The sequence below is a fragment of the Novosphingobium barchaimii LL02 genome (assembly GCF_001046635.1).
Lineage (GTDB): Bacteria > Pseudomonadota > Alphaproteobacteria > Sphingomonadales > Sphingomonadaceae > Novosphingobium > Novosphingobium barchaimii.
In genome coordinates this window covers 31,576-48,689 of record NZ_KQ130456.1, presented here as the reverse complement: position 1 = coordinate 48,689, position 17,114 = coordinate 31,576, and the positions used below count along the sequence as shown (strand labels likewise).

17 protein-coding genes and 1 tRNA gene are annotated in these 17,114 nt (G+C 63.5%); 8 read left to right on the top strand and 10 right to left on the bottom strand.

Features of this window, described 5'->3' with window-relative positions; all coding sequences use genetic code 11:
- Positions 1 to 85: 85 nt before the first annotated feature.
- Both V474_RS16975 and V474_RS25045 read left to right on the top strand, forming a co-directional pair.
- Positions 86 to 1,726 (top strand): FAD-dependent oxidoreductase, encoded by a 1,641-nt coding sequence (locus tag V474_RS16975; protein WP_059152631.1) that lies wholly within the window; start codon positions 86 to 88, stop codon positions 1,724 to 1,726.
- Entirely contained in the window at positions 1,723 to 2,025 is a 303-nt protein-coding gene (locus tag V474_RS25045; protein WP_082699846.1) for a UBP-type zinc finger domain-containing protein, read from the top strand. The genes V474_RS16975 and V474_RS25045 overlap by 4 nt, the downstream gene beginning before the upstream one ends.
- 78 nt (positions 2,026 to 2,103) lie before the next feature.
- On the opposite strand, the gene egtD is transcribed toward V474_RS25045, so the two are convergent.
- From egtD to V474_RS16925, 10 genes are all read right to left on the bottom strand, one after another.
- Entirely contained in the window at positions 2,104 to 3,096 is a 993-nt protein-coding gene (gene egtD / locus V474_RS16970) for an L-histidine N(alpha)-methyltransferase (protein ID WP_059152630.1), read from the bottom strand.
- A 2-nt stretch (positions 3,097 to 3,098) separates the two neighbouring features.
- Positions 3,099 to 4,373 (bottom strand): ergothioneine biosynthesis protein EgtB, encoded by a 1,275-nt coding sequence (egtB, locus tag V474_RS16965; RefSeq protein ID WP_059152629.1) that lies wholly within the window; start codon positions 4,371 to 4,373, stop codon positions 3,099 to 3,101.
- 277 nt (positions 4,374 to 4,650) lie between these two features.
- The gene (locus V474_RS16960) at positions 4,651 to 5,340 is read right to left on the bottom strand and encodes a YoaK family protein (protein ID WP_059152628.1); all 690 of its coding nucleotides are present in this window, start codon (positions 5,338 to 5,340) and stop codon (positions 4,651 to 4,653) included.
- Between the two features lie 98 nt (positions 5,341 to 5,438).
- Positions 5,439 to 6,782, bottom strand: coding sequence for an alginate export family protein (locus tag V474_RS16955; RefSeq protein ID WP_059152931.1), 1,344 nt, complete (start codon positions 6,780 to 6,782; stop codon positions 5,439 to 5,441).
- A 19-nt stretch (positions 6,783 to 6,801) separates the two neighbouring features.
- A complete protein-coding gene (locus V474_RS16950) occupies positions 6,802 to 7,230 on the bottom strand; it encodes a DoxX family protein (RefSeq protein WP_059152627.1) in 429 nt (142 codons plus the stop codon).
- A gap of 3 nt (positions 7,231 to 7,233) precedes the next feature.
- Positions 7,234 to 8,139, bottom strand: a complete 906-nt coding sequence (locus V474_RS16945) for a hypothetical protein (RefSeq protein WP_059152626.1) — start codon at positions 8,137 to 8,139, stop codon at positions 7,234 to 7,236.
- A 164-nt stretch (positions 8,140 to 8,303) separates the two neighbouring features.
- Positions 8,304 to 10,148: an amidohydrolase gene (locus V474_RS16940; protein WP_059152625.1), complete on the bottom strand. Its 1,845-nt coding sequence runs from the start codon at positions 10,146 to 10,148 to the stop codon at positions 8,304 to 8,306.
- A 95-nt stretch (positions 10,149 to 10,243) separates the two neighbouring features.
- Complete coding sequence (locus tag V474_RS16935) at positions 10,244 to 10,519, bottom strand: DUF1427 family protein (protein WP_059152624.1); 276 nt, start codon at positions 10,517 to 10,519, stop codon at positions 10,244 to 10,246.
- Between the two features lie 26 nt (positions 10,520 to 10,545).
- On the bottom strand, positions 10,546 to 11,382 hold the full coding sequence (locus tag V474_RS16930) for an alpha/beta fold hydrolase (protein ID WP_059152623.1): 837 nt from the start codon (positions 11,380 to 11,382) through the stop codon (positions 10,546 to 10,548).
- Between the two features lie 87 nt (positions 11,383 to 11,469).
- The gene (locus V474_RS16925; RefSeq protein ID WP_059152622.1) at positions 11,470 to 12,141 is read right to left on the bottom strand and encodes a hydrolase; all 672 of its coding nucleotides are present in this window, start codon (positions 12,139 to 12,141) and stop codon (positions 11,470 to 11,472) included.
- 387 nt (positions 12,142 to 12,528) lie between these two features.
- On the opposite strand from V474_RS16925, the gene V474_RS16920 reads away from it, so the two are divergent.
- From V474_RS16920 to V474_RS25700, 6 genes are all read left to right on the top strand, one after another.
- Positions 12,529 to 12,604, top strand: a tRNA-Thr gene (locus tag V474_RS16920).
- A 513-nt stretch (positions 12,605 to 13,117) separates the two neighbouring features.
- Complete coding sequence (locus V474_RS16915) at positions 13,118 to 13,684, top strand: DUF805 domain-containing protein (protein ID WP_236711311.1); 567 nt, start codon at positions 13,118 to 13,120, stop codon at positions 13,682 to 13,684.
- A gap of 15 nt (positions 13,685 to 13,699) precedes the next feature.
- Positions 13,700 to 13,939 (top strand): hypothetical protein, encoded by a 240-nt coding sequence (locus V474_RS25705; RefSeq protein ID WP_148649442.1) that lies wholly within the window; start codon positions 13,700 to 13,702, stop codon positions 13,937 to 13,939.
- A 194-nt stretch (positions 13,940 to 14,133) separates the two neighbouring features.
- Positions 14,134 to 14,472, top strand: a complete 339-nt coding sequence (locus V474_RS16910; RefSeq protein ID WP_059152621.1) for a hypothetical protein — start codon at positions 14,134 to 14,136, stop codon at positions 14,470 to 14,472.
- 45 nt (positions 14,473 to 14,517) lie between these two features.
- Positions 14,518 to 15,659, top strand: a protein-coding gene (locus tag V474_RS16900) for an IS3 family transposase (RefSeq protein WP_148649328.1) whose coding sequence is annotated in 2 segments (ribosomal slippage) — positions 14,518 to 14,758 and positions 14,758 to 15,659 — 1,143 coding nt in all. Because the reading frame shifts where the segments join, the coding sequence is not laid out codon by codon here.
- A gap of 35 nt (positions 15,660 to 15,694) precedes the next feature.
- Positions 15,695 to 16,711 (top strand): hypothetical protein, encoded by a 1,017-nt coding sequence (locus V474_RS25700; protein ID WP_148649441.1) that lies wholly within the window; start codon positions 15,695 to 15,697, stop codon positions 16,709 to 16,711.
- Positions 16,712 to 17,114: the final 403 nt, after the last annotated feature.

The window sequence follows — 17,114 nt, the reverse complement described above, 5'->3', positions numbered from 1 at the left end:
GGAGGCATCGAAGACGCCTCGACAGGGCATTCGCGATCTACCGGAACCACGGCGGGAAGAATGGCCGTGAACAGGGAGAACTGGCATGAGCACGATCGCAAGCCGTGAATACCAGATGTTTCCGGTGCTGGGTGCCGCCGAAGTGGCTGCCGCCCGGCGCTTTGCCAGCGGCCCGGAACGTGTCTTCGCGCCCGGCGACAGCGTCTATGCCATCGGCGACCGCGAGGCGCCCACCTGGCTGGTGGTGACCGGCCATATCGAGGTTCTGCGCCGCGACGGGCTGAGCCGAGAAGCACGGGTCACCATGCATGGTCCCGGCCAGTTCACCGGCGAGATCAACCAGCTGGCTGGCCGCCCCTCGATCGCGGGCGGGCGCGCCGGGCCGGATGGCTGCACGGCGATCCCTATCGATGCCGCGCATCTGCGGGCGCTGATGATCGGTTCGGCCGAGCTGGGCGAAACGGTAATGCGCGCCCTGATCCTGCGCCGTGTCGGGCTGATTGAGGAAGGCGGCGCCGGTACTGTCCTCATCGGTGTGCCGGGTAGCCCGGACGTGGTTCGCCTGGGAGAATTCCTGCGCCGCAGCGGCTACCCCTACCTAGTCCTCGACGTGAGCGAGGACGGCGAGGGCAAGGCGCTGGTGGAGCGGCTGGGCGTGGCCTCGGCGGAATATCCGCTGGTGGTATGCCCGACCGGCCCGATCCTGCGCCGTCCGCGAGAGACGGAGCTGGCCGCCTGCCTGGGCCTTTCCGCGCAGATCGATCCCGATGCGGTGAACGACGTGGTGATCGTCGGTGCCGGCCCGGCCGGCCTTGCTGCTGCGGTCTATGCCGCTTCGGAAGGGCTGTCAGTGGTCGTACTCGATGCGCGCAGCATGGGCGGACAGGCCGGGGCCTCGGCGCGGATCGAGAACTACCTTGGCTTTCCCACCGGTATCTCCGGGCAGGCTCTGGCGGGGCGGGCCTTCAACCAGGCGCTCAAGTTCGGGGCGCAGATGGCGATCCCGGCCGAAGTGGAAAACCTGGAGCGGCGCGGCGATCGTCTGCACTTGCAGCTTGCAGGCGGGCACGGCGTGCAGGCGCGCGCGGTGGTGGTTGCTTCGGGCGCGCGCTACCGCCGCCTTGCGGTGGAGGGATTGGACCGTTTCGAAGGTGCGGGCGTGTCCTACTGGGTTTCGCCCATTGAGGCGCGGTTCTGCGCGGGCGAAGATATCGCCCTTGTCGGGGGCGGCAATTCGGCCGGGCAGGCGGTGGTCTTCCTTGCACCGCAGGTGAAGAAGCTGCACATGATCGTGCGCCGCGACCTTGCCGAGACGATGTCGCGCTATCTGGTCGACCGGATATCCCAGCTGCCCAATGTCGAGCTTCATGTCGGCGCGGAAGTCGTATCGCTGGAGGGAGACTCGGCGGGTGGGCTGTCCGGCGCGACGATCCGGCACAACGCGGACGGCACCCTCCACCACAGGCCGCTACGCCACATGTTCCTGTTCATCGGCGCCGACCCCAATTCGGGCTGGCTGCCGCCCGGGGTGGAAACCGACGCCAAGGGGTTCGTCGAGACCGGCCGGAGGCATCTCCCTCTGGAAACAGCTATGCCCGGCGTCTTTGCCATTGGCGACGTGCGCGCCGGTTCGACCAAGCGCGTTGCCGCCGCAGTGGGCGAGGGCGCTGCGGTGGTCGCCCAAATTCATACGATGTTCGCCGCCAACCGGAAGGAAGCTCCATGACCGGCTGCTCGCACAGCATGACAATCGCCGACGTCACTCCCAGCGCGAAGGGGTGTGAGGAGTGCCTCAAGATCGGCAGTCCGTGGGTTCACTTGCGCCTGTGTCGTAGCTGCGGACACGTCGGCTGCTGCGACGAATCCCCGCACCGCCACGCCCGCGCCCATTTTCACGAGACGCACCATCCCATCATCGAAGGCTACGATCCACCCGAAGGCTGGGGCTGGTGCTGGGTTGACGAGGTGCAGGTAGACCTGCCCGATCAAACCCCGCAATGGGGGCCGATACCGCGTTTTTACTGAATACCCCTGACCGGGAACGGTGTCCCGTCCGGTTCCGACCTGCCGGGCAACGCTTGATGCGCCGCATGGTGTTCCGGCTCAGGGAGCCTGCTGATCGCCTTCAGCCCCGGCCAGTACCAGCGAGAAATCCTCCTGCGAATCGGTCCAATGTTCCAGCTGGTTCCAGCCACCGGCGGCGAGCAGCAGTCGCATCTCGCTCGGGCGGTATTTGTGGCAATTCTCGGTGTGGATGGTTTCGCCGCCGTCCATGTGGAAGGACTGCCCGGCAACATCGAAGCGGACGGCACTGCGGGCTTCGAGATGCATTTCGATCCTGCTCGCGCCCTCGTTCCAGCGGGCGAGGTGGCGAAATTCGTCTACCGGGATGGTCCCTCCCAGCTCGCGGTTGATGCGCTGGAGCAGATTGAGGTTGAACAGCGCCGTCACTCCCTGCGCATCGTCGTAAGCGGCGATGAGGCGCTGCGGGTCCTTCACCCGGTCGATGCCGATCAGCAGGTGTGCATTCGGCCCCAACGTCTGGCGCATCGAGCGCAGCAGGTCGACGGCTGCGGACGCCGTCATGTTGCCGATGGTCGAGCCGGGGAAGAAGCCCAGCATCGCCTGCCCGCCCTGCCGAACCGGCAGGTGTACCGGGTTCATGAAGTTCGCTTCCACCGGCACGATCCGCAGCTGCGGGAACAGCGCCGCAAGATCCGCGCAGGCTTCGTCGAGGAACTCGCCGCAGATGTCGATCGGGACATAGGTCGCGCGCGGCATGGATTTCAGCAGGATGCGGGTCTTGATCGAACTGCCCGATCCGAACTCCACCACTGTAGCGTCCGCGCCCACCGTCTGCGCCACGGTCGGAGCGTGGGTATGGAGCAGGGCGGTTTCGGTGCGGGTGGGGTAATATTCGGGAACCTGCGTGATCGCCTCGAACAGTTGCGACCCGCGCATGTCGTAAAACCAGCGTGCGGGGATTGCCTTGGCGGCCTGACCCAGCCCGCGCAGCACGTCGGCGCGGAACGCCGGGTCGATGGCGGGCGTATCGCCGCGGATATCATCTTCGGGGCGCGTCGGCGTGAACAGCATGCCTATAGGCTCCTTGCAAGACGCAGGCCGGTGAACTGCCAGCGCTGGTGAGGATGGAAGAAATTGCGGTACGAGGCGCGGACGTGGCCGCGCGGGGTGGCGCAGCTACCGCCCTTGAGGACGAACTGGCCCGACATGAACTTGCCGTTGTATTCGCCCACGGCGCCCGCCGCAGGACGGTAGCCTGGCCAGGGACGGTAGGCAGAGCCGGTCCATTCCCACACGTTGCCGAACAGCGAGGCGAAGGCGCCGTCCTTGTTCTCGGCGTGCGGCGTTACGCCGTCGGCCCGGTCCAGCTGGACGCCGCTCAGCGGATCGCGGAACTGGGCGGCGGATTCCCATTCCTGCTCTGTGGGCAGGCGGGCGCCGGCCCATGTCGCGAAAGCGTCGGCTTCGTAGAACGAGATGTGGGTGACGGGTGCGTGGGGATCGAGCGGCTGCCAGCCGCTCAGCGTGAAATGTTCCCATGCGCCGCCCTGTCCGCGCCAGTAGAGCGGAGTGCAGACGCCCTCGCGCCGCACCCAGTCCCAGCCGTCCGACAGCCAGAGCGAGGGGGTGGCATAGCCTTGGTCGGCGATGAATTCGATCCACTCGCCATTGGTCACCGGCCGGTTCGCCAGCGCATGGGGTGCGAGCCAGGAGGGGTGGCGCGGCAATTCGTTGTCGAAAGCGAAGCCTTCCCCGTCGCTACCGATTTCGGCCAGCCCTTCGGTGCCCGTGATCCAGCGCAGTGGAACGTCCGCCCCCGCAGCGCCGTCGCCGGCGGGGTAGGCCGCCGGGCCGAGTGGATTGCGCGAGAAGAGGTGCTTGATATCGGTCAGCAGCAGTTCCTGGTGCTGTTGTTCGTGCTGGATGCCCATCTCCACGAGGTCGCCGTGCCGCTCCATCAAACGGGGCAGCGCGGCGGTCATGGCCTCGTCGACATGGTCACGGTAGGCCAGCATTTCCGCTACCGTGGGGCGGGTCAGCAGTCCGCGCTCGGGGCGGGCCATACGTGCGCCCTCAGCTTCGTAATAACTGTTGAACAGGAACGGCCAGCGCTCGTCGAACAGGCGGTAACCAGGCACCTGATCGCGCAGCAGGAAGGTTTCGAAGAACCACGTCGTATGCGCCAGGTGCCACTTGGCGGGCGAGGCGTCGGGCATCGACTGCACCGTCATGTCCGCCTCGTTCAGACCATTGACGAGATCGCGGCTGAGGTCCCGTGTGAGGCGGAAGCGTTCGAGAAGCGCGCCTTGTGCTCGCGATCCGGCAACGGCGTCCGACTGGTCCCTCATCGTCACTCCTCCCCGCTGCCCACGAGGGCACGCCCGGCATTCGCCAGACAGGCGCCTTGCTATCGAGTGCGGGCGCGAGGCTGAACGATACGAATGTATGAGTGTGTTTAGTGCGCGGAAGCCGCCAAGGTTCCATTGCCGCGGTAAAAGGGCGGCCAGTCGAGGCCCCCGTTATCCGGGTGGACGCTTCGGGCCGCGCCCCGCGCTGGCCATCACCTGCCGTTCACGCGGGGTCAGGGCGGTGAAATGCTGCTGGATTTTCGCTGCGGCGGACGCTTTACGACCGGTGCGGCAGGGCGGAGGCGGGATCGCGGTTGAAAATCAGGGTCGCGCCCAGAACCACGGTGCCGGCCAGTGCCAGCGGCAAGGGCAGCCCGCCGTAACGCAGCAGCAGCGCGCCGATGGCCGCTCCCGCGAAGATCGACACGACCGCGCCGAAGCGGCGCACGAGGTTGGGAGATTTTCCGTCGGCGCGGTCGGCGGCGATGCCGGTGATGGTCAGGGTCAGCACGGTGGTCGTCAGGTCGGGGACCTTGAGCTGGCGTACGGTCGCATTGCGCAGACCCATCGCAAAGCCGGTCAGCGCGATCACGGTGAGAACGGCCAGTTCCGGGGCCTGTGCGGCCACGTCTATCTTCAGCGCGATCAGGGCAGCGATCCACAGCAATCCGCCTTCGACCAGCGCTGCCCAGAGCAGCCAGCGGCGAAGCGGACGCTCGACATGGCGCCGGGCAAGGTGCCCCGCGCCCCAGGCTCCGACCATGAACGACAGCAGCGCGAGAACGGCGGGGATCACCTTGAAGCCCGGTGTCCCGGCAGCTGCGAAGCCCAGAAACACGACGTTTCCCGTCATGTTGGCGGTGAAGACCTTGCCCAGTCCCAGCACCGAAGCGGCATCGACGAGGCCGGTCGTGGCGGAAAGCAGCAGCAGCAGCCGGGGCAGGGTGGTGGACGGGGCGGGGGTCATGATGGTCTCCGAATGGGCTATGGAGCTGGTTTAAGGGGGAAGCGCGCTCGCGAATATCCGAATAAAATCGCTCCATCTGTTCGATGAAACTGAAAAGTTCAGAAACGGAAATTGCTTTCCAGGCCGAGCATGTGGATCGTCTTGCCGCTGCCGGTTTCGCGGATGAAGGCGCCCGGCGCGAAGGCGGAGATCGAGGCCGAGAGTTCGAGTTCGGCGCTGGCCTGCCATGCCACGGTGGCTTCCACTTCCTTGCCGATGAACCGGGCACGGCTGTCTCCCGCGCCCCGGATCAGGTTGCCGGGGATGTCATAGACGCCGTCGGCGCGGGAGAAGCGCCAGAACGCTGCGGCGCCGACGCTGGCGGAGACGGTGGGGGCCAGTTGCAGGCCGACCGAGGGGTTCACGTTGATCATGTTGTAGGGGCCGACTGGCGAGAGTTCGCCGAAGTACTTTCCCTTGGGAAACAGAGCATTGAAGGTGCCGAGGCGGTTGTCGGAGCGGTTGGTGTCACCGCTCACCACGTTGGTGCGCAGGGTGAAATCCGGTGCCAGCGGGGCGTCCGGGAAGGCGCGGCCCAGCTCCGTGCCCAGCGTCCAGGCGCGGATCCGGCCGCCTGCGAAGTGGCCGAACTGGGCCACGCCCTCGACGTTCCAGTGCCAGTTCTCGCGGGCTCCGTGCCAGCGTGCGCCCAGGCTGTGGCGGGTTTCCGCTCCGGTGCGGGCGCCCCAGCGGGCAGCGTCGTTGCGGTAGCCGAGGTAGTAGAGGTCCAGTTCCGGCATGGCGGCATAGGCGCCCCATAGCGCCTTGTCCGATGAGGTGCGGTCGTCGAAATCGCCTTTGCCGGGCTGCACCGGGCGCACCGCCAGCAGGCTGACCTTGGCGGCACCTACCATGACGTCGGCGCGCAGTCCGTCGAACGCGAGCGGTACGTTGGGGCCGTAACGGGTGCCGATCAGGCGCTCGGTGCCCAGCGAAAGCATCTGCCGGCCGCCGCGCAGGGTGACGGGCCCGAGATCGGCTTCCACGAACCCTTGCAGCAGGTCGATGCCGGTTTGGTCCACCGGGCCGGGGGAAGGCGCAACGCCGATCGAGGTTGCCGCGATCGGCTGGACGAAGGCGCGCAAGCGTCCGACGTGAAGGTCTGCATAGGGCATGGCGCGTAGCCAGACATAGCCGTCATCGGGGGCCTCGGCGCCGCCCCACAGGTTGTCGTCATAGGTCTCGCTGCGGGCGCGCAGCTCTATGCCGGTGGAGAGCCAGGCGTCATCACCGAGCGGGATGTACTTGAACGGGCCGGTCCAGTGGTCAGCGCGCTCTTTCGCCTCGGCGAGGTCCGACCAGTCTTCGTCGTAGCGGGTAATGGTGAGCGTTGGGGCCTGCCATGCTTCCGTGGTTTGCGTGTGGGCAGCGGTGGGCAGGCAGGTCGCGAGGGCGAGCGCCAGCGCGGCCCTGGTCGCACCGTCAGCCACTTTGCTTTGCCCGGTACGCCAGCATCGCGGCGAGGATGAAGCCGCCGACGAGGCCCATGTGCTCGAAGAACGCGTTGGTCGCGGCGAAGCGCTCCGCGCCTGCCGGCATGGCCCAGAAGGCATTGGCGGTCAGCGCGGCGAGGAACGTGAACACGCCCAGCATACCCGCGCCCAGCCACACCAGCCGCCCCGTCAGGATCAGCAGAGGGCCGACCAGTTCCACCGCGATCGTCAGCCCGGCCCACAGCGCGGGCGGGGTCAGGCCGAAGTGGACCTGTTCGGCCAGCGCGGAGGGCCAGTCGGACAGCTTGGTAACCCCGCCGACGAGATATGCGCTAACCAGCAGCAGGCGGGCAAGGAAGCCGGTCGGCGCGAAGTTCAGCACCGATATCGCGAAGCGGGGGGTGGTATCGGTGCCCATGGCTCAGCCCACCTTGCTGGAGTGGATTTCGGCGATGTATCCGCCGGGGAAGCGCACGACCGCGCTCTGGCGCTGACCCACCGCGAACGGCGCTACCAGCGTTTCCACGCCCGCTGCGCTGGCCCTGGCAAGCGTCGCGGCGAGGTCGGTCACTTCGTAGCCGGTCATGTCGCGGCCATAGGGCCAGGGCAGCTGTCCGTCCGACACGTAGACCACCATCTTGCCGTAGCCGCTGTCCAGCGAAACGCGGCGGATGGTCTTGCCCGGCTCGCCGATCTCGGCGCCCGAAGCGGCCTTGTCGTCGGCCACGACCTTGGCGTGGGCGAAGCCGGTCCAGCTCTTGAGAAAGGCGGGCGCTGCGTCCGCGGTCAGGTATACGCGGTTCTCGGGTACGGTGGTCAGCGGGGCATAGTTGGGCTTCGCGGTGTGCCAGTAGAGCTGCATGTTGACGCCGCCCGGCCATTGGATCACCGAATCGCGGCCGATGGGATCGGGGAAGCTCTCCAGCCTGCGCACTGCGCCGTGGCTGACCGCCGACTTTACCGCAGCGTCGAGATCGGTCGTCAGATAGCCGGTGCGTTCATCGCCGAAGGGGTAGGGGATCGGCGTCTTGAAGCCGAACACCGAAATCGTGCCCGAAGGCGTGAGCACCAGCTGCGACTTGGTGAGGCTGGGCGTCGGGGTGACCTGGAATTCGCCCTGCTTGCTGGTGGTGCCGCCGAACGTGGCGACGAAGCTGGCGACGAACGTGTCGAACTGGTCTTGCGGGACGTAGACGTGGGTGGTGTCGTACTGGGCGCCGACGGCATAGTCGGCTGCCACTGGAGCGGGGGCCGCGGCGAACGCGGGCGTGACTGCGGGGCCCGCGACCACCATGGCGGCCGCGATCATCAGGGTGAAGGTCTTCATGTCTGTGGCTCCGATGGAGAGGTGCGGCGCTGCTCGGTCGATGGCGCAAGACCTGTGTAGGGGGTCTTTGAAAGCCTATCGATCCGAATAATCTAGACTGAAATGTTCGATATTATTGAATAGCGACGATACGGCCCCTCCCGATGGAGAGGGGCCGTATGGGCTCAAACCGCCCAGCAACCGCAGCCCAGCGATCCCCAGAAGGTCTGGACATCCGCCGCCGGCACATTGGCGCCCAGCGCTGCGGCGTGATCGTGGCCGTGGACGCCGCAGCTGCTGGCGCAGCCGCAGGCCGAGGCCAGCTTTTCCTTCGCTTCGGGCGTCTGGTAATAGCCGCCGAAAGTGGCGACCGGCGACCAGTCCGGCATTGGGCGGGGAAGCTCGGGGGCGAGCGGGCGGAAGTCGCCGTCACCGTGGACCACCTTGCCGCCCAGGATCGTCAGGATCGCGCGGATATGGACGATCTCGTGCTCGGGCACGGCGAAGAAGTCGTCCGAGAGCAGCGCGAGGTCGGCAAGCTGACCGGCCTTGATCTGGCCCTTCTTGCCCACTTCGCTGGAGAACCAGGTGTTCTCGTGCGTCCACATCGCCAGCGCCTTTTCACGGCTGACGCGGTTGGCATTGGGGTACAGCCGCAGGCCCCCCACGGTACGGCCCGAAACCAGCCACGAGAGCGAGACCCAGGGGTTGTAGCTGGCGACGCGGGTGGCGTCGGTGCCGCCGCCCACCGGGATTCCGGCGGCCAGCATCTTGGCGATCGGCGGGGTGCGCTCCGCTGCCTTTGCGCCGTAGCGCTGCACGAAGTCCTCGCCCTGATAGGCCATGCGGTGCTGCACGGCGATGCCGCCGCCAAGGGCCGCGATGCGGTCTATGTTGCGGTCGCTGATCGTCTCGGCATGGTCGAAGAACCAGTTGATCCCTTGCAGCGGGATGTCGCGGTTGACCTTCTCATACACGTCGAGCGCACGGCCGATCGTCTCGTCATAAGTGGCGTGGAGGCGCCAGGGCCAGCGGTGCTCGGCCAGCAGGCGGATGACGGGTTCGAGATCGCCTTCCATACTGGGCGCCATGTCGGGGCGCTCCACGCGAAAGTCTTCAAAGTCGGCGGCGGAGTAGACCAGCATCTCGCCCGCGCCGTTGTGGCGGTAGGTATCATCGCCTTGGCCGGGCTTCACCTGCTTCACCCAGCCCTGGAAGTCGGCCAGTTCTTCCTTAGGCTTCTGGGTGAACAGGTTGTAGCTGATGCGAACGGTCAGCTGATCGTCGGCGTGCAGCTTCTCGATGATCTCGTAGTCGTCGGGGTAGTTCTGGAAGCCCCCGCCCGCGTCGATCACGCCGGTGACGCCCAGCGCGTTGACTTCGCGCATGAAGTGGCGGGTCGAGTTGATCTGGTATTCCGGCGGCAGTTTCGGCCCCTTGGCCAGCGTCGAATAGAGGATCGTCGCGTTGGGCTGGGCCAGCAGCAGGCCGGTGGGGTTGCCCTGTGCATCGCGCACGATTTCACCGCCGGGCGGGTTGGGCGTGTCCTTGGTATAGCCCACCACCCGCAGAGCGGCGGCATTGAGCAGCGCGCGGTCGTAGAGGTGCAGGATGAACACCGGGGTATCGGGCGCTACCGCGTTCAGCTCGGCGATGGTGGGCAGGCGCTTTTCGGCGAACTGGTGTTCGGTAAAGCCGCCTACCACGCGCACCCACTGCGGGGCGGGGGTCTTGTCGACTTGGGCCTTCAGCATCGCCATCGCTTCGGACAGGCTGGTCACGCCGTCCCAGCGCAGCTCCATGTTGAAGTTCAGGCCGCCGCGGATGATATGCATGTGGCTGTCGATCAGGCCGGGGATCAGGCGGTGGCCCCTGGCGTCGATCACGGTGGCTTGCGGCGCCGCCGCGCGCACTTCCTGTTCGCTGCCGACGGCCAGGAACTTGCCGTCCCGGATCGCCACGGCATCGGCCTGCGGGTTTTCGCGGTCCAGCGTGGTGATCTTGGCGTTGATGATGATCGTATCGGTCATTGGGGGGCTTTCCTTTGATCGGGCCGGTTGGGCAGAGAGCATGCCGGGCAGTAGCGATGAGGCAGCGACGCCGGCAATCGTCTGGCGGCGGGTAATCACGCCTCGGCCTTGTCGGTTGAAGCGCGGCAGGGGAACTTGTCACCCGGCAGGCGGCCCAGCACATGCTGGCGGCAGTCGGTCTGGACGAAGTGGGCGACGTCTTCGGTGCCGGCAAAGGCCTTTTTGGCCAGCGGCACCACCTGTTCGCCCAACAGGATGCCCAGCAGGCCGACCAATGCGATCATCGGCGGGGCAGGCGAACGAACGCCGAGGAAGCTGTAGACGACGCCTACCAAAAGCCCGGCGGCAAGCGAGAGAAGGTAGGGTTTCATATCGGTTTCCTCGGCGTGTCGTTGGCTTAGGCCTGCACGAAGGCGAGCAGGTCGGGGTTGATGATCTCGGCGTCCACGGTCAGCATTCCGTGCGAGAAGCCGGGGTAGATCTTGAGCGTCGCGTTGGGCAGGATCTCGGCCTGCAACTCGGCGGCGTTCTTGTAAGGCACGACCTGGTCGTCATCGCCCTGGAGGACGAGCACGGGGACGGTGATCGCCTTCAGATCGTCGGTCTGGTCGGTCTCGGAGAAGGCCTTGATACCGTCGTAATGGGCCTTGGCGCTGCCCATCATGCCCTGGCGCCACCAGTTGTCGATCACGGCGGGGATGACCGTCGCACCCTCGCGGTTGAAGCCGTAGAAGGCGCCAGCGGCGAGGTCGTGGAAGAACTGCGCGCGGTTGGCGGCCAGCGCGGCGCGAAGGCCGTCGAACACCGCGATCGGCAGGCCGCCGGGGTAAGCCTCGGTCTGGAGCATGATCGGCGGGACCGAGCTGACCAGCACCGCCTTGGCGACGCGGCCTTGCGGAATGCCGTACTGCGCGACGTAGCGGGCAACCTCGCCGCCGCCGGTCGAGTGACCGATGTGGACGGCGTTCTTCAGGTCGAGGTGTTCCATCACGGCGGCGGCATCGGCGGCGTAGTGGTCCATGTCATGACCTTCGCTCACCTGCGCCGAACGGCCGTGGCCCCTGCGATCATGCGCGACGACGCGGTAGCCCTTCGACAGGAAGAACAGCATCTGCGCGTCCCAGTCGTCCGACGACAGCGGCCAGCCGTGGTGAAAGACGATCGGCTGGGCGTCCTTCGGGCCCCAGTCCTTGTAGAAGATCTCGACGCCGTCGGTGGTGGTTACGAAGCTCATGGTAAAACTCCTTCAGTTGTAAAAAGGAAAGGGATGGGACCGGCGGCGGCAGGTGGGGGGTGAGGTGGCGCCGGTCCCGAGCTTAACTCAGTGCGCGCCTTCGGAAGCGCCGAACATGGCCTTGGCGTACTTGATGCCGAGGCCGTAGGAACCACCCCAGACTTTGGCGATGCCGGTGGTGCTGTCGTAGGTTTCGGTACGGGCCCAGTCGCGCTGCAGTTCGAGCAGGTACTGGAGCGAAGTCATCGGCACGGCGCCAAGCTGGATCATGCGCTGGACCGCGATCTCATGCGCTTCATCCGAGATGTCGCCGCAGGCGTCGGCGATGAAGTACGCCTCGAAGCCCTGGTCGATGGCCGATGCCACCGGGCCGACGATGCAGACCGAGGTCCACAGACCGGCGAAGACGATGCGGGGCTTGGCGATCCGGTTGATCTCGGCGATCACGGCAGCATCTTCCCAGGTGTTCATCGAAGTGCGGTCGAGCAATTCCTGGCCGGGAAAGGCATCGGTGATCTCGTCGAACATCGGGCCGGAGAAGCTCTTCTCGGCAACCGTGGTAAGGATGGTGGGCACGCCGAACGACTTGGCCCCGCGCGAGATAAGCGCAGCGTTGTTGCGAAGCAGTTCGGCCGAAATGGACTTGGTGGCGAAGGCCATCTGCGACTGGAAATCGATCAAGACAAGGGCATGGTTGTCAGGCGAAATCAGTGACTTGCCGGGGGTTGCGGTGGCGGTCGGGGCGGCGGTGATGGTCATGTTGAAACTCCTCGGTGAGGGGCGCTCTTGCCCGGTGCGGTCTTTCTCGCGGAAATCCGAACTTCGATAAAGATGGATAAAATAGAGACATACGTTCGATAAAATAGAAAAGATGTCCAGACGGCGATTGGGCCTATGCGGCCACGCGGTCCATGGACCCGCAGCCCTGCACCGCAGGCGGCGCCATTTGCGCCCCGGATAGGGGCAAGCGCTACCACCCATTAGTATACCCCCTTTCGGGGGTGCGGGGCCAAAGCGCACAAATGTGGTTTTCAGAAGATCCGGCACCGGCGCCGGTACCCCAGAGCGGACCGCATAAAAAAGGCACGAAAGGCGATTGCTTCTCACCCCTTCGCCATGTAAATGGCCCGCCTGCCCGCAAGGCACGCCGCTTTAGCTCAGTTGGTAGAGCACATCATTCGTAATGATGGGGTCACAGGTTCGAATCCTGTAAGCGGCACCACCTTCCTAAAGGCACTTCCACCCAGACATCGGCGGTTTCCCACGGGAAGGGCTTTCCGCTTGGGGAGCGCTTGGGTCAAGGCTGGGGCGTCTTTGGGCCGATTGAGGTCGGCTACCCGCGCCAAACCCGGTTGAGATTGGTGGCGAGCAGCCGCCTTAACCAATCTAGTCGTGCTGCATTCAACTCCTCGTTCCTGTCAGCGGTTTCCTCGTGCCGCGCCAGCTACCTTAGAGTTAAATTGCGACGCGCAAAACGGGCCATCTTATATGGATAGGCCTGGAATCTCTTGCGATGTCATTGTTAACACGCCAAAAGCCTGCGTCCCTTCAGGGGCCGGGCACGCCAACGATAACACCGAATTCGATAATGGTTTCAGCTGATAGCGGGAGTCGTCCGTTTCCGTGAGCGGCGTAGCGTGGGGGCGTGAGCGTGCATCAACAGCAAGATTCTTAGCGGTCTGTTCCGTCGTGCCCATCGGCGCGATCGTCATTTCACGAGATAGGGAACAGCCAAATGATTGACGAAGAAGCTCTGCGGAGCATCGAGAAACTCTACCAGATGAAGCAGAGCGGCATTATCTCCGACACCGATTTCGAGAGGGCCAAGCAGGATTTGTTGGAAGGGGGAAGCCGCAAGCGCAGCAAACCCCCAATTGCGATCGGCTTTAGTGGCGACATCGAGCCATATCCCGAGTTGCCCGGTGAGCAGGATGTCGGGGGCTGGGCAGTTTACCCTTTGCGCCGGTACGCTGTCTTCACAGGCCGGTCCTGTCGCAAGGAATATTGGACGTTCCACGCAATCCTAGCTGTCTTAACGATCATCCTTTTCAAATCGCTGCCCGGCGAGGATAGCGACGGCAACCTGACGTTCGTCACCATTTGTGTAATCATACTTGGCGGTTTGGCAGTTCCCGGGCTCGCCCTGCAGGTCCGTCGCTTCCATGACCAAGAGAAGACCGGCTGGTTCGCGCTACTGAACCTCGTCCCATACATCGGGCCCCTCATTATCGCGGGATTTATGCTGATCGACGGCACCCCCGGCGACAATCAATTCGGACCCGACCCAAAGGGTCGCGGCTAATCTTGGAGATAAACAATGAATGCTTTTTTCAAAATTGCAGGTATTGCGGCGTTGGCGACCGGCTTCGTCGTTGAAGTGTATGCTTTATTAAAAAGCGGCGCTGCAGAATACTCAGAAACTCTCAATATTGGGCTCCTAAACGACAAAACTAATCTGATGATGATGGGCGGTTCATTAGCGATAGTCGGTGCTATTTTTATCGCGGTTGGAGCATTGCTTCGTCCGGAAGCTCACGAGGCTGTCCCTTCGTCATAAACAGATTGAAAGGCCACATCATGATCCCTCAATTCATCGTCGGTGGCCTGCTGCTCTACTTCGGCAGCAACACGTTGGCCCTTATTGCAAGGGCGTTTAGCCTACTGTCGCTGATGCCCTAAACGACCCCACCATAACCACCTTTCCCAAGGCTCTCGGATAATTCCGGGGGCCTTTTTTTATGGATCACGTACATGATTGTAATTCGTACCTATGCGGCCTTGTCCGACGTCTCGGCGGTGCTCGAAGGCAACGAAGTCCATGGCCTGCTGGAAGCCCACGTTGAACGGCTCAGCGTTTACGCCGACTTCGACCTGACCGACCTCGCCATGTTCGCTGTCGTGATGCCGGGGGATACCCTGGACAGCATCGAGGACGACCTTGGCCGATCGCTGATCGATGACGCCGGAGCCTTTAATCAGCCACCCGAGATCATCCAGAGGCATCAACGCTGGTTCGAGCTGGCGTTCATCCTGTCAGACGATGGCTTCGGGCTGATCCTCTTCGTGCCGATCGACATGAGTAGCCCCTAGATTTCTGGACGCCTTCTATCCTAATTTTGAGGACAGGAGACGACGATGGGGAAGCCCAATTTCAGCGATGAGTTCAAGCGTGATGCGGTGGCCCAGATCACCGAGCGCGGGTATCCGGTAGCGGAGGTTTCTGAACGGCTCGGCGTCAGTCAGCATTCGCTGTACGCATGGAAGCGGCAATTGGCGAAGGTGGTGTCTGGCGATGCCAGCAAGGATGCCGAGATCCGCCAGTTGAAGCGCGAGCTGGCCCGGGTGACCGAGGAGCGCGATATACTAAAAAAAGCCACCGCGTATTTCGCCAGGGATGCAAAGTGAGATACGCATTTGTTGCCGAGCATCGTGACCAGTTCCGGGTTCGATCGATGTGTCGGTGCCTGCGCATCCAGCCCAGCGGCTTCTATGCCTGGCAGAAGAACCCGCTGAGCCAACGGGCCCGGGAAGATGTTCGGCAGACGAAGTTGATCCGGCAAGCCTGGAACGACAGCGGCAAAGTCTATGGCTACCGCAAGTTGCACGACGACCTGCTGGATCAGGGCGAGACCTGCTGCCCGAACCGTGTTGCCCGGTTGACCAGGCTGGCAGGTATCAAGGCGCAGATCGGCTACAAGCGTCGGCCGGGGAGCTATGGCGGCAAGCCATCCCTGGCGGTCGACAATACTCTGGACCGGCAGTTCGACGTCGCTGCCCCCGACAGGGCCTGGGTGACCGACATCACCTACATCCGCACCCTAGAGGGCTTTGCTTATCTGGCCGTTGTGATTGATCTCTATTCCCGCCGCGTGGTGGGGTGGTCGATGCAGAGCAGGCAGACCACCGATGCGGTGCTGCAAGCGCTGCACATGGCGGTATGGCGGCGCGAGCCGAAGCAGCGGGTGCTGATCCATTCGGATCAGGGCTCGCAGTTCACCAGCATGGACTGGGCTGCCTTCATCCGGGCTCACAATCTTGAGCATTCGATGAGCCGGCGCGGCAACTGCCATGACAACGCTGTCGCCGAGAGCTTCTTCTCCTCGCTCAAGCGAGAGCGCATCCGGCGCCGGACCTACAAAACACGCGAGGAAGCCCGGCAGGATGTGTTCGACTACATCGAGATGTTCTACAACCCGGTGCGCAAGCAGGTCAGAAACGGGATGCTGTCACCCGCCCAGTTCGAACGGCAGCAGATTTTGAAAGCAGAAGGCGTCTAGAAAACTAGGGGCTACTCATCTTCGCTGATCTACGAATGGCGGTTGATGTTCCGCCTGAGCTCAACGAGCAACCTGTTGAGGCAATTGCAAACCTTACCATTGCCGACCTTGAGGCGCTGTTCGCTACTGCCCTTGATCGCGCTGGTACGCCTGAAAGTGGGATCGCTTTGTCGGCAACGAACTTGGCCCGTCGGGCGCAGCTGTTGCGCGCGTTTGATGATCCCGACGCTGTTCTTCAATGGACGACGGCCAAAGTGATCGCGATCACCGCCGATCTTCCGCGAACTGCGCGCGAAATAGAATGCGGCAGAAATCCTGGTGATGTCTTGGACCCCTACCTTCTTGCCGCAACGCAATCCCTTTTGTGTGAGGGCGATTTTAGAGGCGCGATAGGTGCGACGGTTACGCACAAAGCTTTGATGATACTCGAAGGCTTGATGGGGCACCTTCACGAAGAAGTGATTGGACGAATGCGTGGAAACGTTCGGAATCCTGAGCCTCGCGCCGAAAACGCGGAACTTCTCGATTTTCAATTTAACCCTTTTCCCGGTGCCGATGTAATTCAGCCTCCTGTTGCAGATGGCGAGCCATTGCGACTCCATCAGGTAAAAAGCAAAACCGGTAGTATGAACAGTAGCGGCGGCAAGCGATTGGCGGAACAAATGCGTACTCTGCGCATGGCCTATCCCGGTGCTGAACTCTATGCTCATTCGCTAGTGGGCAACACACTCCGCGGGCATCGATCAATGGGCGGCATGTTGCGTGCTGAACCTGCGTTAATAGTCACCGTTGGCGACGCTTCATTTCGCATATTGACCGGCAGCGAGAATGGCGCGGAGTTGCTATTGCGCTTGTATCAAGCTGCGTTTGACCTAGCGGCCAAGGAGACGGGTTACAGCGTCGAAACCATGACGAACGCGATATTCGAGACGTTCAGGGAACGTGCCCAAGAGGCTGGCGAAGGTTGGCTTGAATCGGTCCTTCATCAGTCTACGCGCGGCGATACTGCGAATATGAATAGCCGAACCTACCAAGGAGGACGCGCTCGATAACCACTTATATCCTACCAACGCTACGATAGATTCGCTCGAAGTTACGGTTTTGATTTGTTTTTATTTACCAGCGGTTTTGTCCACGTTCCTTCGCCTCAAAGGGGCAGCGGTCGTTACTTCAACGGCAGCTATCGCATGAACCGCGCCTGTAACTTAGGCTCGGCGGCCTCTACCGACTTATCCCGACCGGGTTTTGACCGGGTCAATTTCCGAATCTCCACCGAGCCAAAGTGCTTTCAGTAGGAAGACGCCCAGATCGGACTTCGGCACAATCTGGGTATCGCTTGGGCGACCCGTAAGATTGGACGAATTTCGGCATCACAAGCCTCGAAAACCCTCGATTTCTGCCGGTCTATCGCTCGTGTTCGTAATGATGGGGTCACAGGTTCGAATCCTGTAAGCG